23 protein-coding genes are annotated in these 22,704 nt (G+C 63.8%); 11 read left to right on the top strand and 12 right to left on the bottom strand.

Annotated features, from left to right (window positions below; genetic code table 11):
- Window positions 1-28: 28 nt before the first annotated feature.
- From ACU8YE_RS22380 to ACU8YE_RS22350, 7 genes are all read right to left on the bottom strand, one after another.
- Entirely contained in the window at window positions 29-1,468 is a 1,440-nt protein-coding gene (locus ACU8YE_RS22380) for a DUF3426 domain-containing protein (RefSeq protein ID WP_446929637.1), read from the bottom strand.
- 107 nt (window positions 1,469-1,575) lie between these two features.
- A complete protein-coding gene (gene prmA / locus ACU8YE_RS22375) occupies window positions 1,576-2,475 on the bottom strand; it encodes a 50S ribosomal protein L11 methyltransferase (RefSeq protein ID WP_232041038.1) in 900 nt (299 codons plus the stop codon).
- The gene (gene accC / locus ACU8YE_RS22370; RefSeq protein WP_232041037.1) at window positions 2,472-3,839 is read right to left on the bottom strand and encodes an acetyl-CoA carboxylase biotin carboxylase subunit; all 1,368 of its coding nucleotides are present in this window, start codon (window positions 3,837-3,839) and stop codon (window positions 2,472-2,474) included. Before accC ends, prmA begins: the two co-directional genes overlap by 4 nt.
- Before the next feature lie 132 nt (window positions 3,840-3,971).
- On the bottom strand, window positions 3,972-4,439 hold the full coding sequence (accB, locus tag ACU8YE_RS22365) for an acetyl-CoA carboxylase biotin carboxyl carrier protein (RefSeq protein WP_232041036.1): 468 nt from the start codon (window positions 4,437-4,439) through the stop codon (window positions 3,972-3,974).
- Between the two features lie 141 nt (window positions 4,440-4,580).
- A complete protein-coding gene (aroQ, locus tag ACU8YE_RS22360) occupies window positions 4,581-5,048 on the bottom strand; it encodes a type II 3-dehydroquinate dehydratase (RefSeq protein WP_446929636.1) in 468 nt (155 codons plus the stop codon).
- Window positions 5,049-5,231: 183 nt separating this feature from the next.
- Window positions 5,232-5,756 carry a TlpA family protein disulfide reductase gene (locus tag ACU8YE_RS22355; RefSeq protein ID WP_232041034.1) on the bottom strand — a complete coding sequence of 175 codons (525 nt, stop codon included), beginning with the start codon at window positions 5,754-5,756 and terminating at the stop codon, window positions 5,232-5,234.
- 64 nt (window positions 5,757-5,820) lie between these two features.
- A complete protein-coding gene (locus tag ACU8YE_RS22350) occupies window positions 5,821-6,495 on the bottom strand; it encodes a UDP-N-acetylmuramate--alanine ligase (RefSeq protein ID WP_322017550.1) in 675 nt (224 codons plus the stop codon).
- Window positions 6,496-6,573: 78 nt separating this feature from the next.
- Between ACU8YE_RS22350 and mpl the strand changes: the two genes are divergently transcribed.
- The 7 genes from mpl to mtgA all read left to right on the top strand — a co-directional run bounded on the left by mpl (window position 6,574) and on the right by mtgA (window position 14,036).
- Window positions 6,574-7,959, top strand: a complete 1,386-nt coding sequence (gene mpl, locus ACU8YE_RS22345; protein ID WP_446929635.1) for a UDP-N-acetylmuramate:L-alanyl-gamma-D-glutamyl-meso-diaminopimelate ligase — start codon at window positions 6,574-6,576, stop codon at window positions 7,957-7,959.
- Window positions 7,960-7,966: 7 nt separating this feature from the next.
- Window positions 7,967-8,590: a YqiA/YcfP family alpha/beta fold hydrolase gene (locus tag ACU8YE_RS22340; protein WP_446929634.1), complete on the top strand. Its 624-nt coding sequence runs from the start codon at window positions 7,967-7,969 to the stop codon at window positions 8,588-8,590.
- A complete protein-coding gene (locus tag ACU8YE_RS22335; protein ID WP_446929633.1) occupies window positions 8,587-9,165 on the top strand; it encodes a chorismate--pyruvate lyase family protein in 579 nt (192 codons plus the stop codon). The genes ACU8YE_RS22340 and ACU8YE_RS22335 overlap by 4 nt, the downstream gene beginning before the upstream one ends.
- Before the next feature lie 153 nt (window positions 9,166-9,318).
- Window positions 9,319-11,415, top strand: a complete 2,097-nt coding sequence (locus ACU8YE_RS22330) for a ribonuclease catalytic domain-containing protein (protein ID WP_446929632.1) — start codon at window positions 9,319-9,321, stop codon at window positions 11,413-11,415.
- Window positions 11,416-11,467: 52 nt separating this feature from the next.
- Window positions 11,468-12,382, top strand: coding sequence for an energy transducer TonB family protein (locus ACU8YE_RS22325; protein ID WP_446929631.1), 915 nt, complete (start codon window positions 11,468-11,470; stop codon window positions 12,380-12,382).
- 11 nt (window positions 12,383-12,393) lie between these two features.
- A complete protein-coding gene (gene aroE, locus ACU8YE_RS22320; RefSeq protein WP_316871810.1) occupies window positions 12,394-13,311 on the top strand; it encodes a shikimate dehydrogenase in 918 nt (305 codons plus the stop codon).
- Between the two features lie 20 nt (window positions 13,312-13,331).
- A complete protein-coding gene (mtgA, locus tag ACU8YE_RS22315) occupies window positions 13,332-14,036 on the top strand; it encodes a monofunctional biosynthetic peptidoglycan transglycosylase (RefSeq protein ID WP_260802183.1) in 705 nt (234 codons plus the stop codon).
- A gap of 12 nt (window positions 14,037-14,048) precedes the next feature.
- On the opposite strand, the gene corA is transcribed toward mtgA, so the two are convergent.
- Window positions 14,049-15,011: a magnesium/cobalt transporter CorA gene (gene corA, locus ACU8YE_RS22310; RefSeq protein WP_446929630.1), complete on the bottom strand. Its 963-nt coding sequence runs from the start codon at window positions 15,009-15,011 to the stop codon at window positions 14,049-14,051.
- A 209-nt stretch (window positions 15,012-15,220) separates the two neighbouring features.
- Here corA and pyrF point away from each other — a divergent pair, with 209 nt between their 5' ends.
- The gene (gene pyrF, locus ACU8YE_RS22305; protein ID WP_232041025.1) at window positions 15,221-16,036 is read left to right on the top strand and encodes an orotidine-5'-phosphate decarboxylase; all 816 of its coding nucleotides are present in this window, start codon (window positions 15,221-15,223) and stop codon (window positions 16,034-16,036) included.
- Here the strand turns inward: pyrF and ACU8YE_RS22300 are convergent.
- Genes ACU8YE_RS22300 through thiL form a run of 4 tightly spaced genes read right to left on the bottom strand, consistent with a single transcriptional unit; the run spans window position 16,017 to window position 18,490 of the window.
- On the bottom strand, window positions 16,017-16,256 hold the full coding sequence (locus ACU8YE_RS22300; protein WP_446929629.1) for a hypothetical protein: 240 nt from the start codon (window positions 16,254-16,256) through the stop codon (window positions 16,017-16,019). The genes pyrF and ACU8YE_RS22300 overlap by 20 nt on opposite strands.
- A 40-nt stretch (window positions 16,257-16,296) precedes the next feature.
- A complete protein-coding gene (locus tag ACU8YE_RS22295; RefSeq protein WP_260802182.1) occupies window positions 16,297-16,797 on the bottom strand; it encodes a CinA family protein in 501 nt (166 codons plus the stop codon).
- Between the two features lie 32 nt (window positions 16,798-16,829).
- The gene (locus tag ACU8YE_RS22290; protein ID WP_433865311.1) at window positions 16,830-17,408 is read right to left on the bottom strand and encodes a phosphatidylglycerophosphatase A; all 579 of its coding nucleotides are present in this window, start codon (window positions 17,406-17,408) and stop codon (window positions 16,830-16,832) included.
- Window positions 17,405-18,490, bottom strand: a complete 1,086-nt coding sequence (thiL, locus tag ACU8YE_RS22285; protein WP_446929628.1) for a thiamine-phosphate kinase — start codon at window positions 18,488-18,490, stop codon at window positions 17,405-17,407. The genes ACU8YE_RS22290 and thiL overlap by 4 nt, the downstream gene beginning before the upstream one ends.
- Before the next feature lie 161 nt (window positions 18,491-18,651).
- On the opposite strand from thiL, the gene ACU8YE_RS22280 reads away from it, so the two are divergent.
- The 3 genes from ACU8YE_RS22280 to ACU8YE_RS22270 all read left to right on the top strand — a co-directional run bounded on the left by ACU8YE_RS22280 (window position 18,652) and on the right by ACU8YE_RS22270 (window position 22,522).
- Window positions 18,652-20,997, top strand: coding sequence for an NADP-dependent malic enzyme (locus ACU8YE_RS22280; RefSeq protein ID WP_232041021.1), 2,346 nt, complete (start codon window positions 18,652-18,654; stop codon window positions 20,995-20,997).
- A gap of 473 nt (window positions 20,998-21,470) precedes the next feature.
- Window positions 21,471-21,902 carry a ribonuclease gene (locus tag ACU8YE_RS22275; protein WP_232041020.1) on the top strand — a complete coding sequence of 144 codons (432 nt, stop codon included), beginning with the start codon at window positions 21,471-21,473 and terminating at the stop codon, window positions 21,900-21,902.
- Complete coding sequence (locus ACU8YE_RS22270) at window positions 21,899-22,522, top strand: barstar family protein (RefSeq protein WP_260802179.1); 624 nt, start codon at window positions 21,899-21,901, stop codon at window positions 22,520-22,522. Before ACU8YE_RS22275 ends, ACU8YE_RS22270 begins: the two co-directional genes overlap by 4 nt.
- The last annotated feature ends 182 nt before the right edge of the window (window positions 22,523-22,704 follow it).

The following is a 22,704-nucleotide window of genomic DNA, read 5'->3' as shown; positions in this document are numbered from 1 at the left end:
TGTTGGGGAAAAGCCAGGGGGTGAAGATTCAAGGGTAAAAAATCAGGACCCGGTAATTGGCCGTCGGGCGCTGGGACTGGAATCGTACCCGAATCGGTAGTTCGGCGCGGGCGGGCAACCCTGACTTGCCGTATGCACTGTCGCTCGGGTTCAGGTAGTCGGCGGGCAGTAGCGCACGGCGCGAGAGCAACTGGTCTTGCAGGTCGGTGGTTATCAGCTCGATGGCCGGCAGGGCGATGGGGCCGCCGGCGCGGTTGCGCAATGTAGCCGTCAATACGTACTGGTCGGAGGCATCGCCCTCTTGACGCTGCAGTTGCGACGATTCGATCTGCAATGCATCGAGATCACGCGGTGGCGCGATCGTGCAGTGCAACGGCTGGCACATTGCCTCCAGGATGGGCCGTGTAGAGGGCGCGCGGCGCGCGATTTCGGCGCGCGCGAGGAAGAGCAGTTGCGCTACCGCCAGCACCGCCAGCAAGCTGATCGCGATGCGCGCCAGGGCACGGCGTCCGGTCGTTTTACGTGCTTGCTCGCGGGCCTGCGCGGCACGCAGGAAATCCAGCGTCGCGGCAGAGACACCATGATTCGGCCCACGCACCTTGCGGGGACGCGGGGCGCCGGTCAGCGTGCGCTGCGGCGTCGGACCGGTCGGCTCGGCTTGCGTGCGACGTGCGTGGCCGTGGTGGCGGCGCGGCACCGGCGCAAAAAGCGTGTGCGGATCGGTTTCGTGGCGCATCCAGACCGAATCGTGCTTCTCCGCCTCGGGCATCAGGGAGGCGACCGCTGCCGGCGCAGACGCGGTCACAGCCGGAGCTGGCGAGGGCGCGATGGCCGATTCCACCTGCAGGTCTGCCGACGGCTGCTTGGGCACGGCGGCGGCGAACGCGTCTTCCTCGTCGTCAAGGTCGCGGATGGGCGGCAGGCCGTGGAACGGATCGGCGGGAGCGACGGACGCGGCGGGCGGTTCGGGTTGCGATGTCTGCGGCGCGGGCTCGGCAGCGCGCTCGATCGGCGCCTCGTCCGGCAGCGGGCGGGTGTCCGGTGCGGTCGATTGCACGTCGGGCGCGGGTGTTGCGCCTTCCACTTCCCCCAGATGCACTTCCGCGACGCCTTCTTCGGGAACGTCTTCTTCCCAGATCAGCGTCATGCCGAAGCCGTGATCGTCCTCTGCGGCAGGTGGCGCCGCAGGCGTTTCCGGTTCAGGGGTGACGGGCGTTGAGAGCGGCGCAACGCGAGCGGTGTGTTCCGGCAATTGCCGTGGCTGCGTTGCTTCGGCGGGCGGCGCCGCAGGCATGGGCGCGGCACCAAGCTCGATCAGATGATCGCGGCCATCGAAGACGTAATTGCAGCGGCCGCAACGGACGAGCCCGCCGCGCAGCCGAAGCTGATCGGCGACAACGCGGAATGCGGTTTGGCAGTTGGGGCAGCGGGCGGCCAAACGTGGCGCAGCTTGTGGCGCAGTTGCCATGCGGGACGAGGAGAAAAAAGCCGACCGCGCGAGTATTGCAGACAGTGGCGCCAGCGTCGACCTTTGCAGGCGGCGCTGGCGCGCAATACCGTGAAATTATGTGGGCTTCACACCGCGGGTTTCACACCATGCAGGCAGACCCAGCCGTCACGTGCACGCCAAACGGTGAGCGGAATGACCGAGGCATACGCGGCAGCCACTTCTTCGGCTTGGCGCTCAAGCACGCCCGACAGAATCAGCCGGCCGCCCGGGCGCACGCGTGCGCACAACATGGCTGCCATCAGCTTGAGCGGGTTCGACAGGATGTTGGCGACGACCAGATCGAACGTGCCTTCCGGTGCATCGTCGGGCAGGGCGAAGGTGGCTTCGACGTGGTTGCGCTCGGCGTTGTAGCGCGAGGCTTCCACGGCGTTCGGATCGATATCGACACCGACGGTTTCACCGGCGCCGAGCTTCTTGGCGACGATGGCCAGGATGCCCGAGCCGCAGCCGTAGTCGAGCGTGCGTTCGCCGGGTTGCACGTGCTGCTCCAGCCATTCCATGCACAGGCGCGTGGTCGGGTGGCTGCCGGTGCCGAAGGCGAGGCCCGGGTCAAGCTCTAGCACCACGGCATCGGGCTCCGGCGCATCGTGCCACGACGGCACGACCCAGATGTGCTCACCAATATGAATGGGCTCGAACTGCGATTGCGTGACGCGCACCCAGTCCTGCTCTTCGACTTCGCGCACGGTGTACGCAGGCAGCGGTGACAGCCCGATTTCGTTGGCCGCGGCTGCCACCAGCAATGCCGGGTCGGCATCGTCAGCGAGCAGCGCAACCACGCGCGAGCGGTTCCACGCAAGGCGTGTCGGCTCGTGGCCGGGCTCGCCAAAGAGTGGTTGCTCTTCGGGCGTGTCGGCATCGGCGTCTTCTACCGAAACCGACAGCGCGCCGAGATCAAACAGCGCTTCGGACAACGCTTCGGCGTCGTCACGCGCCACTTCGAGCACGCATTCGCGGTACGTCACTTGCCGCCACCCTTGGCCACTTCCTGTTGCGCCAGACGGTGCTCCAGATAGTGGATGTCGGTGCCGCCTTCCACAAAGTTGGCGTCGAGCATCAGGTCGCGGTGCAGCGGCACGTTGGTCTGGATGCCTTCCACCACCATTTCCGACAGGGCGATGCGCATGCGGGCGATGGCCTGCTCACGCGTTGCACCGTACGTAATGAGCTTGCCGATCATCGAGTCGTAATTGGGCGGCACAAAGTAGCCGTTGTAGGCGTGCGAATCCACGCGGACGCCCGGGCCACCCGGCACGTGCCACGACGTGATGCGGCCCGGCGACGGCGTGAACTTGAACGGATCTTCCGCGTTGATGCGGCACTCGATGGCGTGGCCCTTGAGCACGATGTCCTTCTGGCGGAAGCGCAGCTTTTCGCCGGCCGCCACGCGGATCTGCTCCTGCACGATGTCGACACCCGTGATCATTTCCGTGACCGGATGTTCGACCTGCACGCGCGTGTTCATTTCGATGAAGTAGAACTCGCCGTTTTCATACAGGAACTCGAACGTGCCGGCGCCGCGGTAGCCGATCTTCTTGCAGGCTTCGGCGCAGCGGTCACCAATACGCTCGATCAGGCGGCGCGGAATGTGCGGCGCTGGCGCTTCTTCGATCACCTTCTGGTGGCGGCGCTGCATGGAGCAGTCGCGCTCACCCAGCCAGATGGCGTTGCGGTGCTGGTCGGCCAGGATCTGGATCTCCACGTGGCGCGGATGCTCCAGGAACTTCTCCATATAGACTTCGGGGTTGCCGAAGGCACGGCCGGCTTCTTCGCGCGTCATGTTGACGGCGTTGATCAGCGCAGCCTCGGTGTGGACCACACGCATGCCACGGCCACCACCGCCGCCAGCCGCCTTGATGATCACCGGATAGCCAACCTTCTTGGCCGTTGCCAGAATTTCCTTCGGGTCTTCGGACAGGGCGCCTTCCGAGCCCGGCACGCACGGCACGCCGGACTTGATCATCGCTTGCTTGGCCGAGACCTTGTCGCCCATCAGGCGGATCGATTCGGGTGTCGGGCCGATGAAGGTGAAGCCGGATTGCTCCACGCGCTCGGCAAAGTCGGCGTTTTCCGACAGGAAGCCGTAGCCAGGGTGGATGGCCTGTGCGTCGGTCACCTCGGCGGCCGAGATGATGGCCGGCATGTTCAGGTACGACAGCGGCGACGGTGCCGGGCCGATACACACGGCTTCGTCAGCCAGCTTGACGTATTTGGCTTCCTTGTCTGCCTCGGAATAGACCACCACGGTCTTGATGCCGAGTTCGCGGCAGGCGCGCTGGATGCGAAGAGCGATCTCGCCGCGATTCGCGATCAGGATCTTGTCGAACATCGTGTTCTCGCTACAAAAAGGAGAGGCGAGGGCGCAGTGGCTGGGCCGCGCTCAGTGGCAGCCCTTGTGCGCCGGCTCGCGCTCGGATGCGGCACGCTGCGCGCCGCACGATGAGGGTCAGATGCCGGAAGATCAGCCGATCACGAACAGCGGTTGGCCGTATTCCACAGCCTGGCCGTTCTCGATCAGGATTTCCTTGATCACGCCCGCCTTGTCCGCTTCGATCTCATTGAGCAGCTTCATCGCTTCGATGATGCAGATCGTCTGGCCTTCCTTGACCGTGTCGCCCACCTTGACGAACTCGGCGGCGCCCGGCGACGGCGAACGGTAGAACGTGCCGACCATCGGCGACGTCACGATGTGGCCTGCCGGCAGGGCCGGGGCGGCAGCCTCGCCACCGACGGCTGCCGGAGCCGCTGCGGCGGGGGCGCCGACTGCCGGTGCGGCCTGCATCGGCATCGGCGCATATTGCATCGGGGCCACCACTTGCGGCGCCGACTTGACGATGCGGACCTTGCCTTCGCCTTCGGTCACTTCGAGTTCCGAAATGCCCGATTCGGCCACGAGGTCGATCAGCGTTTTCAGCTTGCGCAAATCCATGAACGTTCTCCTGCAGCGTCGGCGGTCTGGGCGGTCGATGCGCGCGAATGGCTCTTCAGCCGCACATCGGTCAAAGGCGCTCCAGGCGCTGGCGTCGTTGCGTTGGTTAAGTGGTTGAAATAAAAGGAAGAAGACGGCTGATCAGCCGCCGTGTTGGTCAATTGCGAAGTCCAGCGCCGCCAGATAGCCGCGCCAGCCCAATCCGCAAATCACGCCCACCGCCTGGTCCGCCAGATAAGAATGGTGGCGGAAGGGCTCACGACGATGCACGTTGGACAGATGCACTTCGATATACGGGATCACCACGCTGGCCAGCGCGTCGCGCAGCGCCACGCTCGTGTGCGTGTAGGCGGCCGGATTGATGATGATGAATTCAATGCCTTCGCTTTTTGCGGCGTGGATACGATCCACCAGCGCACCTTCATGGTTCGACTGGAAGTGCGCAAGCGTCACGCCGCGCGCCGTGGCGCGTTCGACCAGGGCGGCGTTGATGTCGGCAAGGGTGGTTGCGCCATAGACTTCCGGTTCGCGCGTCCCCAGCAAATTGAGGTTCGGGCCGTGCAGTACGAGCACGTTGCGAAGCGCTTTGGCGATGGGTTTATCAGCCACGGTTTTGACCGGTTGAGCGAAGTTGGGCGCAATTTACAGCAACTTAGAATGCTTTGTCTAGTTTTTGCTGAAAAAGTATCGAGAAATCGGTGTTTTCACCGATCTTGGGCGTGCTGTCGACGCATTTGCCGAAGAAGAAGGGGAGTTGTGTGCACATGAACGTCATATGACGTTTTTGTACATTCACGTGCGCCGCAGGGCCTCACGCAGTTCGTCGGCATGCACACGACCCATCTTCCGGAAAATGATCTCACCTTGTGCGTTGAGGATCACAGTGAACGGAAGGCCGCCGACTTCGTTTCCGAACTGGCGGCCCAGCTCCGTTCCGCCAAAGCCCGCCACGGCAATGGGGTATGTGACGTGGACCTTACCCAGAAAAGTCTGGATATTGGACGCCGAGTCAATCCCGATGCCAACGAACCTTGCCTTGGCCTTTTGCTCCTGTGCCAGCGCAGACAGCTCGGGCATCTCCTCTACGCAAGGACCGCACCACGGTGCCCAGAAATTGATGACCACCGGCTGGCCCCGAAACGCTGCCAGATCCAGGGGGGCGCCATTGGCGTCCGGGAGCTTGCTGCCGTAGAACGCGGCAACAGCATGGTCGGCCGGCGTTTTCGGCTCAGTGGCGCGATGCCCAAAATAGACGCCCGCCGTCGCGGCAAGCAGGCCGGCAATCAACAGGGCAATCAGAGCGGTACGGCGGGACATGGTTTTGCGGAGGTCTCTATATATACAGAGGCGGAGCGTGCGGGATTGTACTCCTGTCGGCCGATCACCCCTGCGACAGTAGGGCACGCACTGCCGCCGCGTCGCCGCGCTGCGTCTTGCCGGTGGCGTCTGCCCGACGCGCACCGCGCACATCGTTCATGTCATATAGGGCGATATGGACGCCGACGGGCGTGCCTGTTTCAGCGCGCAGCTCGCGCGCCAACTCGCGGGATTCGGCCCCGGCGGGCCATTGGCCGCGCCACAGGAAGCTGAGCGTTTCCACCTCGTCACGGCCGGCGAAGTGAGCGCTCTCCGTGGTATCGAAGTCCACGCCGGCGTTGAGCAGGAAGATCGCCACATCCTTCGGGCTATCGCAGAAGACCTGCAGGTGGATGTCGGAGTGCTCGCTGGCGGTGCCGTTGAAGACCGCCCCCGCCAAGTACGGGCGATGGACTGCCAGCCCTTCCATCAGCAGCAGCGCGATGCGGCGCAGCAACGCCAGCACGCGCGGCTGGGATTCGGCCTGGAACAGCGCCTGGTATTCGCGGACTTCCGTTTCGACCTGTTCATTGTCGGGCAGCCATTCGCCGGGCGCGCGGGATTCGGTGCCAAGCACCTGGCGCGCGGCCTTGCGCTTGGCGGTCGCGTAATCGGCGCCGTCTTCCGCGATCATGCGCGCGGCGGTGATGGCAATTTCCTCCCGCACGCGGGCGGGGTCGAGGGTGGGGCGTTTGGACATGGCTCTATTTTACTGAAGCGCGCGGGCCGGCCTGAAGCCGCAGGTACAATGCGGCGCAACGAAGTTGAGATGGCTCCCATGCATATCCACATCCTTGGAATCTGCGGCACCTTCATGGGCGGCATTGCCCTGATTGCCCGCCAGGCCGGTCACCGCGTCACCGGCTGCGACGCCAACGTCTACCCCCCGATGAGCACCCAGCTCGAAGCGCAAGGTATCGAACTGATCGAAGGCTTCGACCCCGAACAGCTCTCCATCGGCGCTGATTTGTACGTCATCGGCAACGTGATCTCCCGCGGCAATCCGCTGATGGAAGCCATCCTGGATCGCAATCTCCCTTACATTTCTGGCCCGCAATGGCTGGGCGACAACGTCCTGCGTCAGAAATGGGTGCTTGCCGTGGCAGGTACGCATGGCAAAACGACAACTACATCGATGCTCGCGTGGATCTTGCAGGACGCCGACTACAACCCGGGCTTCCTGGTGGGTGGTGTGCCGCGCAACTTCGGGTTGTCGGCGCGACTCACGGAATCCGACTTCTTTGTCATCGAGGCCGACGAGTACGACACGGCATTTTTCGACAAGCGCAGCAAGTTCGTCCATTACCGCCCCCGTACGGCCATATTGAATAACCTGGAGTTCGATCACGCCGACATCTTTCCCGATCTTGCCGCAATCGAAACCCAATTTCACCACTTGGTACGCACGGTGCCCGGTCAAGGTCGCCTGCTCGTGAATGGTCGCGAAGATAGCCTGAAGCGTGTACTTGAGCGCGGATGCTGGTCAGAAGTCGAGCAATTCGGCGCTGAAGACCGCCTTGGCTGGGAAATCGCGAACCTGCGCGATGACGACAGCTTCGACGTGGTTTTCAAGGGGCAGCCGCAGGGCCGAGTCCGTTGGGCGCTTCAAGGCGATCACAATCGCATGAATGCGCTGGCAGCCATTGCCGCCGCGCGCCACGTTGGCGTGCCGCCTGCTCAATCCATTGAAAGCCTGGCCCGTTTCGAAAATGTGAAACGCCGCATGGAAGTGCGTGGCACTGTCAATGACGTGACCGTCTACGACGATTTTGCCCATCATCCGACCGCCATTCGTACGACGATCGACGGCCTGCGCCGTCGGGTAGGGAAGGGGCGCATTCTCGCGGTACTGGAGCCCCGTTCAAACACCATGAAGTTGGGTGTGATGAAGCAGGCGCTTCCAGACAGCCTGTCCGGAGCCGATCAAGTCTTCGCTTACGGTGCCGCCAACGGCCGCGACGCAATCGGCTGGGATTTGGCTGGCGCGTTAGCACCGCTGGGGGGCCGCGCGAAGGCATTCTCTGATCTGGCCACCCTAGTCGCAGACGTCACGGCTGCCGCCCGCCCTGGCGACCACGTTCTTGTCATGAGCAACGGGGGGTTCGGCGGCGTACATCAGAAGCTGCTGGACGCCTTGGCTGAACGCGTCGGCACGGCGAACTGATCCCCATATGCCGGCATCCATCGTCTATCTGCACGGATTCCGTTCGTCGCCGCGCTCGTTCAAAGCGCAGTTGTTAGGTCGGCGGATGGCTTCCGTGGGCCTGGCAGATGAATACGTTTGTCCGACGTTGCCCGTGTCACCGCGTGAGGCGGTGGCCGAAACAGAGGCGCTACTCGCTGAGTTGGGTACGCGTGACGGCCTCAAGCCTGTGCTCATCGGCTCCTCCCTGGGCGGCTTTTACGCCACCTGGCTGGCTGAGCGGCATGGGCTTCGTGCAGCCATGCTTAATCCCGCTGCCCGCCCGGAGCGGGATCTCGCCAAATACGTTGGCGCGCAACCGTTGTGGCATGGCGGTGGCACCATTCGCGTTGAACCACATCACCTCGATGAGCTGCGCGCCCTTGCCGTACCTGCGATCACGCAACCCGAGCGCTATTACTTACTGGCTGCGACGGGCGATGAAGTGCTCGATTACCGCGAAATGCTCGGCCACTTTCCTGGCGCGACCACCCGTATCATCAACGGCAGCGACCATGGCATCAGCGATTTCGCCCAGTACATGGACGAAGTGCTTGTCTTCTGCGGTGTTCCCGCCGATTTGTTGGCAGCGCATCCGTTTAGCGCCGCATGACCGATTCCCCCTCTTACCCGCGCAGCCTCTGGCGCAGCGCGTTGCCTCCGGCTGTCGTCTATGACCGGCATTGGGCGCGTTGGGCTGTGGGTGCCGATTCGCTGACCGCGCGGCTTCGGGCGGCATCCTCGCGCTTCCGCGTTCAATTGCTCGGCCAGCAGCGCGCGATGCCGTTGCGCGACGAGTGGCGTTGTCTAGGCATGGCTGGCCCTGCGGACACCTTGATCCGCGAGGTTTTGTTGATCTGCGACGACATCCCGGTGGTCTATGCCCACACCATCGTGCATCCGCGCAGTGTGGCGCTTGACTGGCCGTTCCTGAAAGCACTGGGCGCGCAGCCGCTGGGGCACTCGCTGTTTGCCGATCCGCGTGTTGAGCGTGGAGATTTCGAATTCGCTTTGCTGGACGCGCGCCACCCGCTGGTACGCCGGGCGCACGGGGCGCTCGGCGACGCGCCTGTGGTTGGGACCGCCCGGTTGCCGGCCCGCCGATCGGTGTTCCGACGCGGGGCAAGCGCGATGCTCGTGACGGAGGTTTTCCTGCCTGCGCTGAGCAACTTCCACCCGCCGCGGTAGGCGTATTTCGCGGGCCGGGCGTTCAGCCAGTGCGGTATCATCGCCCCCAACTTTTTATCGCCGCGTATTGCGTTGTGACGTCAGGGTGCGCGGCCATTCCACCTCATTCAAAGTGACGCTCGCTCATGCGAGTGCCGCAATCCATACAAATCCATGCAGTTGCTGTTTGAAGAAGGCGGCGAGATCCGCGCGGGCACCGTCTTGTCCCAACAGGGCGAGGCCTATCAGGTCGAGTTGCCGAGTGCCAAGCGCACCAAGGTCAAGTCGCGCGACGTGTTGCTGCAATTCGCGCAGCCGTCCGCTGGTGAGTTGTCGCAGGCCGCTCAGGCACTGTCGGCAGAGATCGACCTGGATTTCCTCTGGGAATGCGCTTCGGCCGAAGAATTCGGCTTTACCGATCTGGCGGGCGAATACTTTGGCGCCGGCGCCAATGCCACGCAGCAAGCCGCGCTGGCTATCGCGCTGCATGGCTCGCCGATCTACTTCCGCCGCAAGGGCCGCGGCCGCTATCAGCGCGCACCCGAAGATCAACTGAAGGCCGCGCTCGCGGGCCTCGAGCGCAAGAAACAGCAAGCTGCCCTGCAGGCCGAATATGAAGCCGAGCTGAAGGCGATGCGCCTGCCCGAGGCCTTCGGCGGCAAGACGCTGCAACTCTTGTTCAAGCCGGACAAGAACAGCCTCGAATATAAGGCGCTCGATGCGGCGTGCACGGCTCTGGGCCTGTCGCCGATGCGCCTGATGGTGGCGGTGGGCGGCATCGCCAACGCCCGCGCGCTGCACGAGGCGCGCTTCCTCTCGGAGTGCTTCCCGAAAGGCACCGGCTTCCCGGATGTGACCGTGCCGGAACCGGTGATGGAGCTGCCGGCCGCCGACGTGCGCGCCTTCTCGATCGACGACGTCACCACCACGGAAATCGACGACGCCATCTCGGTCACGCCGATTGACGACGCCACCGTGCGCATCGGCATCCATATTGCCGCGCCGGGCTTCGGCATCCAGCGCGGCGAACCGCTGGACCTGATTGCCCGTCAGCGATTGTCGACCGTGTATTTCCCCGGCGACAAGATCACGATGCTGCCGGAGTCGGTGGTGGATCGTTACACGCTGCAGGAAGGGCGCGCGTGCCCGGCGCTGTCGCTGTACGCGACGGTCGACCGTGCCACGTGGACGGTTACCGCCAGCGAGACGCGCTGCGAATCCGTGACCGTGGCGGCCAACCTGCGCCACAACCTGCTGGATGACGTGATCACCGCCGACGCGCTGGCCGATGGCTCGGGCGACTACCCGTTCAAGGCCGAACTGGCGGTGCTGTGGCCGTTCGTGTGCGCCTTGTATGACGGCCGCCAGCAGGCCCGCATCGCAAGCGGCCTGAAGCCGGAGGGCGCGCAGAAGGGCGATTATTCGTTCTACATCGATGCGATTCCCGAAGCCGAGGGCGGTGGCGAGCGCGTGCGGATCGAACAGCGCAAACGCGGCTCGCCGCTGGACAAGATCGTCGCCGAGCTGATGATCCTGGCCAACAGCACGTGGGGCCGCATGCTGGCCGACGCCGGGGTGCCGGGCATCTACCGCACGCAGAAAGCGTGGGGCATGCACCGCACGCGGATGCAGACGTATCCGGCGCCGCATGAAGGGCTCGGCGTGGCGCAGTACGCGTGGAGCACCTCGCCGCTGCGTCGCTATGTCGATCTGGTCAATCAATGGCAGATTGCAGCAGTGGCGCAGCACGGCGTGACGGCCAAGCTGATCGCGCCGTTCAAGCCCAAAGATGCCGATCTGCTGGCTGCCGTGGCCGACTTCGAAGCCACCTACGCTGCCTACGCCGACCACCAGTCGACCATGGAGCGCTACTGGTGCCTGCGCTGGCTCAAGCAGGAAAACCGCACACGCATGCAGGCCGTGGTGCTGAAGGAAGGCGCTGTGCGATTCGCCGACATTCCGCTGGTGACGAAGGTGCCCGAACTGGCACAAACGCCACGCGGCACGCATGTTGTGCTCGATATCCTGGAGACCGACGAGATCAGCCTGGAAGTGTCGTGCCGCGTGGTCGAAATCCTCGCGCCCGCGGTCGGCGCGCAAGCTGAGGCCGAAGCCATCGAAGAAGAACTGGCCGAGGCAGAGCCTGAATCCGATGTGCCGGCTGAACCACAACCCGCCGCCGATGAGGAAGAGGCGCGCGCAGAAGCGGACGCTGCTGTGGCGCCGCCGCCGCAAGACAGCGAGAGCGGTGGAACGCCTGGCGCTGCCTAACTACAATCGCAGTCTGACCTTCATTCTTCGAGCATCGACCAGGAATCGCCCCATGGCCGCCCTTGCAAACCGTCCGGACTGGTCCGGCAGCAGCACGCTCACCAAGGCGCTGGTGGTGTCGCTGGCCGTGCATGTCCTGCTGCTGTTCGTGCGCGTGGTGGCCCCCGAAGCGTTCGATATCAAGCGCGAAGATCCGGGCCTGGATGTGGTGCTCGTGAATGCCAAATCGTCGACGGCGCCGTCCAAGGCGACGGCCGTGGCCCAGGTCAACCTGAACGGCGGTGGCGAATTCGATCAACAGCGCGCCACCACGCCGCTGCCTGCCGACACCAATGAGCAGACCGGCGACGCCATCAAGCTCACGCAGCGCCGGCTGGAATACCTCGAGCAGGAGCAGCGGCGCCTGCTCACGCAATCGACTGACCGCGCACCGCTGGTCAACGAACGGCAGGTCAAGCCCGGCGAGCGTCCGCAGCCGTCGCCCACCAACGGCACCGACGACCGCACCACGCAAGACGAAATCGCCCGCCTGCAGGCCGAGATCGACCGCAACCTCGAAAACTACGCCAAGCGCCCGCGCCGCAATGTGCTGACGGCCGCCAGCGCGCGTCAGGTCGATTACGCCCGCTATTACGATGCCGTGCGCCGCAAGATCGAAGCGCGTGGCACCGCCAACTTTCCCAGCCAGAACGGCCGCCCGCTGTACGGCGAGTTGATCGTCGTAATCAGCATCAACCGCGAAGGCCAGCTCGGCTACAACCAGGACGGCTACAAGATCGAAGGCATCGAGATCGCAAAAAGCTCGGGCAACCCCGCGCTGGATCGCCAGGCCGTGGCCATCGTCCGTTCGTCTTCTCCGTTTGGTGCCTTCCCGGCCGAGATGCGTAAGCGCGTCGACATCCAGGATGTGGTTGCCACGTTCAAGTTCACCCGCGCAGGCTTGGAAACCCACCTGCAGACCCGCTGATTTCGTCGTCCATGCCGTCGTCGTTTCAAGAGGCCATCCTCGCAGCTGCGAGCGCGCCGCCCACAGATCGCTATGGCGTGATCGGCAACCCGATCGCGCACAGCAAGTCGCCCATCATCCATGCCGCGTTTGCGCAGCAGACGGGGCAGCTCATCCGCTACGACCGCATCTACGCCGAACTGATCGCGTTTGACGAAACCGTGATGAACTTCGTGCGCGAAGGCGGCCGCGGGCTCAACGTGACCGTGCCCTTCAAGCTCGATGCGTATGCCATGTCGACATCGCTGTCGCTGCGGGCGGAATCGGCCGGCGCGGTCAATACGCTCAAGTTCGACGGCGATGAGATTTTTGGCGACAACACCGACGGGGTCGGCCTGATGCGCGACATCACCCACAACATCGGGAACTCGTTCGAAGGCGAGCGCGTGCTGTTGCTGGGCGCGGGCGGTGCCGCGCGTGGCGTGCTGCTGCCGCTGCTGGAGCACAAGCCCGCGCGCGTATTCATCGCCAACCGCACAGCCGATCGCGCCAACAAGCTGGTTGAGCGCTTCGAGGTCTCGGCCAAGCTGCACGAGGTCGAACTCGTGGGCGGCGGCTATGACGAGCTTGCTGCGGACGACGTTTTCGACGTCATCATCAACGCCACGGCGAGCAGCCTGCAGGCCGAGGTGCCGCCGATCCCGACCACCGTGTTCGGTCCCAACGCGCTGGCCTACGACATGATGTACGGCCCGCGGCCGACGGTGTTCATGGAGTTTGCCCGGCGCAACGGCGCCCGCGCATGGGACGGTTTGGGCATGTTGGTGGAGCAGGCGGCGGAATCGTTCTTCGTCTGGCGCAACGTGCGTCCGGACACCGCTCCGGTGCTCCTCGCCATGCGCGAGGGGCTGCAGGGCGAAGCCGCCGTCGCGGCACGCGCGCCTCGCTGAACCTGGAGCGCAGCCCAGCGATGATGCGTTGGTTCGGCTACGTGATCGGCTGCTTCGTTGCGGGCGTGGTCGCACTCAACCTGTACTTCTTCGCTGCCATTGCGAGCTGGCAGTTCTTCGATCCGTCGTCTACCAGCTTCATGCGCGCCGAGCGCATGCGCCTGTGCGGCGCCAATGTTTTCACCTGCAAGGTCGATCACCGCTGGGTCAATTACGAGCAGATCTCGCGCAACCTCAAGCGCGCGGTCATCGCCAGTGAAGACGCGGACTTTGTCTCCCACAGCGGCTGGGAAGTCGACGCCATGCTCGATGCGTGGGAGAAGAACAAGCGGCGCGGCCACGTGGTCGCGGGCGGTTCGACCATCACGCAGCAACTGGCCAAGAACCTGTTCCTCTCGGGCGAACGCCACTACCTGCGCAAGGGCGAAGAACTTGTCATCACGTGGATGCTTGAGTTCTGGCTCGACAAGGAGCGCATTCTCGAGATCTATCTGAACTCGGTGGAATGGGGCGAAGGTGTGTTCGGCGCGGAAGCGGCGGCGCAGCATTATTTCAAGCGCCCGGCCTCGCAACTGACGGTAGGCCAGGCGGCGCGCCTGGCGGCGGCGCTGCCGGCACCCAAGTGCTTCGACAAGAAGAGCTACTGCGCCAACGTACACGTCAACTTCACGCGCAAGGCCACCGTCATCGCCAACCGCATGGGTTCGGCCACGTTGCCGGATTGACCCGGCGCAGGGCTACTTCAGCCAGCCCTTGCGGCGGAAGTACACCAGCGGAATCGCCGCCGACACCACCATCATCACGATCGCGTACGGGTAGCCTTCAACCCAGTCCAGCTCCGGCATCACCTTGAAGTTCATGCCGTAGATCGAGGCGATCAGCGTGGGCGGCATCAGCGCTACCGACACCACCGAGAACAGCTTGATGATCTTGTTCTGGTTGATGTTGATGAAGCCGACCGTGGCGTCCATCAGGAAGTTGACCTTGTCGGACAGGAACGCCGTGTGGTTCTCGATGGAATCGATGTCGCGCAACACCTGACGCGCTTCGTCCTGCTGGTCGGCCGAGAGCAATTGGCTGCGCAGCAGGAACGACACCGCGCGGCGCGTATCCATCACGTTGCGCCGGATCCGGCCGTTCAAGTCTTCCACGCGGGCGATGATCTCCAGCACATCGGCGGCGGCGGCATCGGTCACCTCATCGGCCAGCACGCGTTTGCTGGCATCTTCGAGGCGTTCGTAGACTTCTTCGATGGAGTCGGCCGAGTATTCCGCGTCAGTGGCGTACAAATCCATCAGCACGTCTTTGGCGTTGCGCACCGAGCCCGGGCGAAGCCGCGCACGCATGCGCACCAGCCGGAAGGCGGGCAAATCCTCGTCGTGGATGGAGAAAAGCACATCCTTGGTCAACACGAAGGCTACGCGCACGTTACGCGAGGTCGTCTCTTCGTCGAGCAGGAAATCGGTGCGGATATGGATGTGGCCGTCTTCGCCTTCAAAGTAGCGGGCGGAGGCTTCCAGGTCCCCCAATTGCTCCAGTTCGGGCAGGACCACGCCGTAGGCTTCCTTGATCCATGCCAGCTCTTCGTCGTCGGGGTCGATCACGTCGATCCAGATCGGCTTGTGCTGCAGCAGTTCACTGCGTTCTTCGACCTGTTCCTGCGCGAGACGGCCTTTTTGCACGACGAACAGGTTGATCATGGGTATTTCCTTGAAGCAGGCGTTGAACGGGCGGCGAAAAATCGCGCCGAGTGTAGCGTAAAGAGGCGACAGGTTCAGCCACAAGCGGTGGCCTGGCGCGCACGCGTGGGGCAGGCGCCACGCCCGGAAGATGCCGCCATCGGGCCGCCCGACGGGTAAAATGCAGACAAGTCATGCGGCCAGCCGGCCGCCCTCACATTCCCGACACCATGCGATTTACAGAACAACTCGCTGCCGCCTGGCAACGCAACAATTCCCTGCTGTGCGTCGGGCTCGATCCTGACCCCGCGCGCTTGCCGGCGTCGCTGACCGGCACGGGCGGAGCGATCTTCTCGTTCTGCCGCGCCATTGTGGACGCCACCGCCGACCTGGTCTGCGCATTCAAGCCGCAGATCGCCTACTTCGCCTCGCAGCGCGCCGAAGACCAGCTTGAGCAGCTCATCAATTACATCCACGAGGCGTATCCGGGCATCCCCGTCATTCTTGATGCCAAGCGCGGCGATATCGGCTCCACCGCCGAGCACTACGCCAAGGAAGCCTTCGAGCGCTATCAGGCCGACGCCATCACCGTCAGTCCCTACATGGGGTTCGACTCGATGCAGCCGTATCTCGCACATGCCGACAAGGGCGTGATCGTGCTGTGTCGTACCTCCAATGCCGGCGGCAGCGACGTGCAGTTCCTGGAAACCGACGGCCGCCCTGTCTACCAGGTGGTGGCAGAACGCGCGCGCGACGTGTGGAATACCAGCGGCCAGATGGGTCTGGTGGTGGGCGCAACGTTCCCGGAGGAAATTGCCAAGGTGCGAGAAATTGTCGGGGACATGCCGCTGCTGATTCCGGGCGTTGGCGCCCAGGGCGGTGACATCGAAGCCACGGTGCGCGCCGGCCGCACGGCCGACGGGACCGGCATGATGATCAACTCGTCGCGAGCCATTCTCTACGCCAGCACCGACAGTGATTTCGCCGATGCTGCCCGCCGCGTGGCGCTTGCCACTCGGGACCAGATCAACCAGTTCCGCAACTGATCCGCACTGTCGGTCCGGTTGCGGTGAGAGCGAGGACGCCATGACCACGCATCCGCACCGTCCCGTTGCCGGTACGCACCGGGAAGAGACCGGCAAGGACCCGGACCGCAAGCTCGAGAAAGAGCGCGATGACACTCACGAGCACGAGACGACGCGTCGCGATCATGATCGCGACCGTCGCCACGAGCACGACCACGAACACCAGCCGGAACATGATCACGGAGATCGTCGCCGGCCGGATCATCCCAGCGAAATTTAGATCAGGACTCCGCTGAATCGAGGAAGTCGAGCAGGCCGCGCAGTGCGTGCTCCGCAGCCTGTAAGCGGACCTGTTTGCGGTCCCCTTTGAAGTGGCGCGTTTCTACGCGCGTCTGCAGGCGATTGCTCCACCCGAAGCACACCATGCCGACAGGTTTGTCGGGCGTGCCGCCGGTCGGGCCGGCCACACCGGTAATCGAGACGGCCACCTGCGCGCGGCTGTTGAGCACGGCGCCCTCGGCCATGGCAAGCGCCACCGGTTCGCTCACGGCGCCATGTTCGCGGATCAGTGCCGCCGGCACGCCCAACATCTGCGATTTCGCTTCGTTGGAATAGACGACGAAGCCGCGCTCGAACCACGCGGACGAGCCTGATACGTCGGTGATGGCGGCAGCCACCAGCCCGCCCGTGCAAGATTCGGCGGACGCCATCATCAGGCTGCGCTTGTTCAGCGTGTCAGCTACCAGTTCGGCCAGTTGGGCCAGGGCGCGGGATTCAGCCATTGCAATACCTTCGAAGCTTCTGACGTCAGCCGTCAAAACGAGCGCCAAAGCGCGAACACGAGCAGCGTGTAAAACGCCGCGAGAATGTCGTCGACCATCACGCCATAGCCGCCGCGCACGCCGAAGCCCTTGAGCGTGCGGTCGTAATAGCGGATGGGCGCAGGCTTGACCATGTCGAAGAAGCGGAACCACAGAAACGCGGCGAACTGCCCCCCCAGCGTGGTGGGCGTGACGAAGGCCAGCACGAGCCAGAACGCGACCATCTCGTCCCACACCATGGCGCCATGATCGGCCACGCCCAGATCGCGTGCGGTGCGGGTGCATGCCCAGATGCCGATCAGGAAGCCAACCGCTGCGATCAGCAGCCAGGTCGGCCCCGAAATCCAACGTGCAAACACCACGTAGATCAGCCACGCGTAGAGCGTACCGACCGTGCCAGGGAGGATGGGCGACAGGCCGGAACCAAAGCCGAGCGCCAGGATGCGTGCCGGATGGCCGAACATGAAGCGCGCCGTGGGGCGCCGCACCTGCACGGTCTGGCCTGCCTCGAGGACGACGGTTTCAGGCCGGCCCGGCGGATTCGAGGGCGGAAAGGGTGCGGAGGACATCATGAGGCGGAAGAGAAATGGTCGAAACTGCTGTGGGTGAAGAGGACCGGCGCCCCTTGGGCATCGACGAGCCGCAATCCCGCTTCAGCATCGATGCAGCCGATGCGTGTGACGGCCACGCCCGCACGCTGGCCCGCCGCGACCACGGCGTCGCGCGCATCGGCGGGGGCGGTGAAGCAAAGTTCGTAGTCGTCGCCGCCAGCCAGCGTGCATTGCAACTGGAGCGCCAGGGGCTGGGCCGCCAGCGTCGCCGAGCGCGGTACGTTGTCGACCGTGATCGTCGCTCCAACACGGGATTGCGTAAGGATGTGGCCCAGATCGCCCAACAAGCCGTCCGATATGTCGAGCGCTGCACGGGCGACACCGCGCAATGCCAAGCCGAGTGCGACGCGCGGCGTGGGCAGGTCCATGCGTGGCTGCACTTGCGCGAGCGCCTCGGGTGCAAGCGCCCATTCGTTGCGCAGGGCGCCCAGTGCGAGTCGCGCGTCGCCCACGGTGCCCGAGACCCAAAGGTCATCGCCGGGGCGGGCAGCGTCGCGGCGTAGTGCCGCAGCGGCCGGGACATCCCCGAAGACCGTCAAGCTCAGTGTGAGCGGCCCGCGCGTGGTGTCCCCGCCAATGAGTTCACAGTGAAAGGCATCTGCCAGGGCGAGCAGCCCCTCGGAAAACGGTTTAAGCCAAGCTGGATTGGCTTCAGGCAGCGCTACGGCCAGCGTAAAAGCGCGCGGCTCCGCACCCATCGCGGCCAGATCCGAGAGGTTGACAGCGAGCGCTTTATGCCCAAGTGCGCGCGGCTCCGCATTCGGGAAAAAATGACGGCCAGCGACCAGCATGTCGGTGGAAATCGCCAATTCGTGCCCGGGGCGGGGCGCAAGCAGGGCGCAGTCGTCACCTACGCCTAAGGTTGCCTTGTGCGTGGGCCGAGTGAAGTAGCGCCGAATTAGCTCAAATTCGGACAAATTTGCCGGAGAATGGGCGGAGTTGCGTGAATTCGCGGGCTTGGACACGGCAGCGGCAATGGAAGAATATGGGGCAAGCCCGATGGTGCCGTGACAGGACGGTGGAATATTGTAGCGAATACGCATGTCACCCCCACCCAAAATCCCGTTGTGAGATCGCTTTTCACTATATAAAATGACGGGCCCAAGGAGGCGGACCGTATTCCCGTGGCGCTCGTGAGGGTATCCCGGTGGCCCGCTAGATGCGACGGCCGGCGCGCGCGCTGGCCACCCGATACGAGAGACCCATGACCACGGTGGATTCCCAGCCTCAGCAGCCCGCCCGCACGGATGAAGAACTCAAGGCGCAGCAGCGCGCCGCCTTGCGCAAGGCCGCGCTGGAGTACCACGAGTTTCCGACCCCGGGCAAGATTTCCGTCACGCCGACCAAGCCGCTATCGAACCAGCGCGACCTCGCCCTGGCGTATTCGCCCGGCGTTGCCGCCGCCTGCGAAGAGATCGTCGAAGACGTCGCCAACTCGTTCCGCTACACCGCGCGCGGCAACCTTGTCGGCGTGGTGACCAACGGCACCGCGGTGCTCGGTCTGGGCGACATCGGCCCGGAAGCCTCGAAGCCGGTCATGGAAGGCAAGGCGGGCCTGTTCAAGAAATTTGCTGGCATCGATGTGTTTGACATCGAGATCAACGAAAAAGACCCCCAGAAGCTGGTCGATATCATCGCCTCGCTGGAGCCCACCTTCGGCGGGATCAACCTGGAAGACATCAAGGCGCCGGAGTGCTTCTTCGTCGAGCGCGAACTGCGCAAGCGCATGAAGATCCCCGTCTTCCACGATGACCAGCACGGCACCGCCATCGTGGTGGGCGCTGGCATTACCAACGCGCTGAAGGTCGTCGGCAAGGACATCAAGAAGGTGAAGCTGGTGGCTTCGGGCGCGGGCGCTGCGGCGCTGGCCTGCCTTGACCTGCTGGTTGACCTGGGCCTGCCGCGCGAAAACATCTGGGTGACGGACTTGGCGGGCGTGGTCTACGAAGGCCGCACCGAACTGATGGACCCGGACAAGGCGCACTTCGCACAGAAGACTGACCTGCGCACGCTAGCAGAAGTCATCGACGGCGCCGACATTTTCCTGGGCCTGTCCGCCGCTGGCGTGCTCAAGCAGGACATGGTCAAGCGCATGGCCGACAAGCCGATCATCTTCGCGCTGGCCAACCCGAACCCGGAAATCCTGCCGGAGCTGGCCAAGGAAGTGCGCCCCGACGTCATCATGGGCACCGGCCGCACGGATTACCCGAACCAGGTGAACAACGTCCTGTGCTTCCCGTTCATCTTCCGCGGCGCGCTGGATGTGGGCGCGACCACCATCACGCGTGAGATGGAAGTGGCCGCCGTGCACGCCGTGGCTGAACTGGCCCGCCAGGAACAAAGCGACATCGTTGCGTCCGCATACGGCATCCAGGATCTGTCGTTCGGCCCCGAATACCTGATCCCGAAGCCCTTCGACCCGCGCCTGATCGTCAAGATCGCGCCGGCTGTGGCGCAGGCGGCCATGCTGTCGGGCGTGGCGCAGCGTCCGATCGAAGATATGGACGCTTACCGCCAGCATCTGCAGCAGTTCGTCTACCACTCGGGCACGCTGATGAAGCCGATCTTCTCGGCCGCTCGCAAGGTGCCGATGGAGAACAAGCGCATCGTCTTTGCCGAAGGCGAAGAAGAGCGCGTGCTGCGTGCCGTGCAGATCGTCGTGGACGAAAAGCTCGCCAGCCCGATCCTGATCGGCCGCCCGAGCGTGATCGCCCACCGCATCGAGCGTTTTGGCCTGCGCCTGCGCGAAGGCGTGGACTTCGCCGTGGTCAACCCCGAGCATGACGAGCGCTTCCGCGATTACTGGGAGACGTATTACAAGCTGATGGCACGCAAGGGCGTGACGCCGCAATACGCCAAGCTGGAGATGCGTCGCCGCAATACGTTGATCGGCGCCGTCATGGTCCACAAGGGCGAAGCGGACGGCATGATCTGCGGCACGATCAGCAACACGGCCGCCCACCTGCGCTACATCGACCAGATCCTGGGTGGCACCAATTGCGTGTATGCGGCCATGAACGGCCTGGTTCTGCCGGGTCGCCAGGTGTTCCTGACCGATACGCATGTCAACGTCGACCCGACGGCGGAAGAACTGGCAGAGATCACCATCATGGCTGCCGAGGAGCTGTGCCGCTTCGGTATCAAGCCCAAAGTCGCGCTGATGTCGCACTCGAACTTCGGTTCGTCTGAAGCGCCTTCGGCTGTCAAGATGCGCGAAGCGCTGGCAATCCTGCGCGAACGTGCGCCGAACCTGGAAGTGGACGGTGAGATGCATGGTGATGCCGCGCTCGACCAGAAGCTGCGCGACTCGCTGGTGCCGGATTCGACCCTCAAGGGTGAAGCCAACCTGTTGGTCATGCCGAACATCGACGCCGCCAACATCGCCTACAACCTGCTGAAGACGGCTGCTGGCAACAACATCGCCATCGGGCCGATCCTGCTGGGCGCGAAAAAGCCGGTGCATATCCTCACGCCGTCGGCTACTGTGCGACGCATCCTCAACATGACGGCCCTGACCGTCGTGGATGCTGCGGCACAAGCGCAACGCTAATCGCCACTGCACCAGAAAAGGGAGCGCACGATGCTGCGCTCCCTTTTTTTAATCATTAAGTTTGCGTGCGCTTACTTTTCTGCAAACTAAATAGCCATATCAAAAAACCCTTCAGACTTCCACCGTCGGTTGATTGTTGTCATCGATGAGCGTACCCTTACGGGCTGAAGGGGTGCTTCTGAGCACATGAGGTCCGAACCGGGCCGGACGGGTTCCAAAAAATGCGGTTTTCCGTACACACGTCTGACCGGCTAGCCTTATTCGGTGCGCGCAATGAGTGGTTTTTGCAGGCGGAAGGATTCCCCAAGTCTTCGGCAGTCGCCCGACTTGTCATTCCCTGCCAGGCCTCTCACGCATTGAGCCGCTTCGCTTTCAGCTGCAAACCGGCTGTCCAGATCGTTATTGGGCGGCCACCTGCGCTTGTGACCTGCGCCGGGCTCCGGTCGGCGCGATTCTCCCGTTAGGGCCTGCTGATGACAAAGCGACTTGGAGCGTGGATCGGCCGCTCCGTATCTCAGGCGATGGCGCGCGGCGCGCTGGCGGTAACGCTTGCATTGTCGGTAACCGGCTTGCCGGCCAATGCGGTTGCGCGGGACACCACCGGCATGGCTGCCGCCGTGGGAACCATTCGCCCGGCAGACCTGCCCAATGAGGCGCAGCGCACGCTGGCACTGATTGAGCAGGGCGGCCCGTTTCCCTATGCAAAGGATGGCACCACGTTCGGCAACTATGAGCGACGTTTGCCTGCGCAACGGCGTGGCTATTACCACGAGTACACCGTGAAGACGCGGGGGGCTCGTAACCGCGGCGCCCGACGCATCATCTGTGGCGGCGATCAGCAAGCGGCGAACGACTGCTACTACACGGAAGATCACTACAACAGTTTTCAACGGATACAGCGATGACGACCAACATGTTTGGGCTGGACGACTCGCTCACCGCACGCGATGAGCGCGTGGCCCGCGAGGCGTGGCACAAGGCGCAAAATCTGTACGACGGTGTGGTCGGGATGCAAGCCCTGGGCGCACGCGTCGGGGGAGCGGCCAAGTTGCCTCAAAGCGCACCGCAGAACACCATGACGCAGGACAACACACAGACGGACGACGATGGAGGTCGCGAAGACGCCATGAACCTGTTCAAGACGGTGCGTCCGAATATCGTGCAGTCGATCCGCGCGTTTCGCGTGGCGGATCTGGCCGAGTCGGCGGCCAGTCTGGGCCAGCATTTCCTGTACGCCAACTGCGCGGCCGCGACCACCAAGAGCGAAGTGCTCGACGTGATTGCACGCGAGTTCCTGTTCCCGAAGCATTTCGGCAAGAACTTCGACGCCCTGGCTGACTGCCTGACCGACATGATCTACAAGGCCGGCCCGCAGCCGGGTTTTGTCATCGTGCTAGAGGGGCTGCCGTGCCAACCCAAGTTCGACAAGGAAGCGCGCGAAGTGCTGCTGGACGTGTTCCGCGACGCGGCCGAATTCTGGGGCGAGCGCAAGGTCCAGTTCCGCGTGTTCTATTCGTTTGCGTGAACTTGCCCGACCGCTGATTGATCGGCGTTGAAGTGAAAAAGCCTCGCAACCGCGAGGCTTTTTTGTTGCGCGTGACCCGTCCTGAATAAGGTTGACACTTTTTCCGGGTGTAGGAAGGAGAGTCAGGATGGAAGGGTCAAAGAAGCGAACGCAGCGGGACTACAGCCTGGCTTTTAAGCTGT

It is taken from the genome of Ralstonia sp. VS2407 (assembly GCF_052950655.1).
This window is presented reverse-complemented; position numbering and strand designations above follow the sequence as displayed.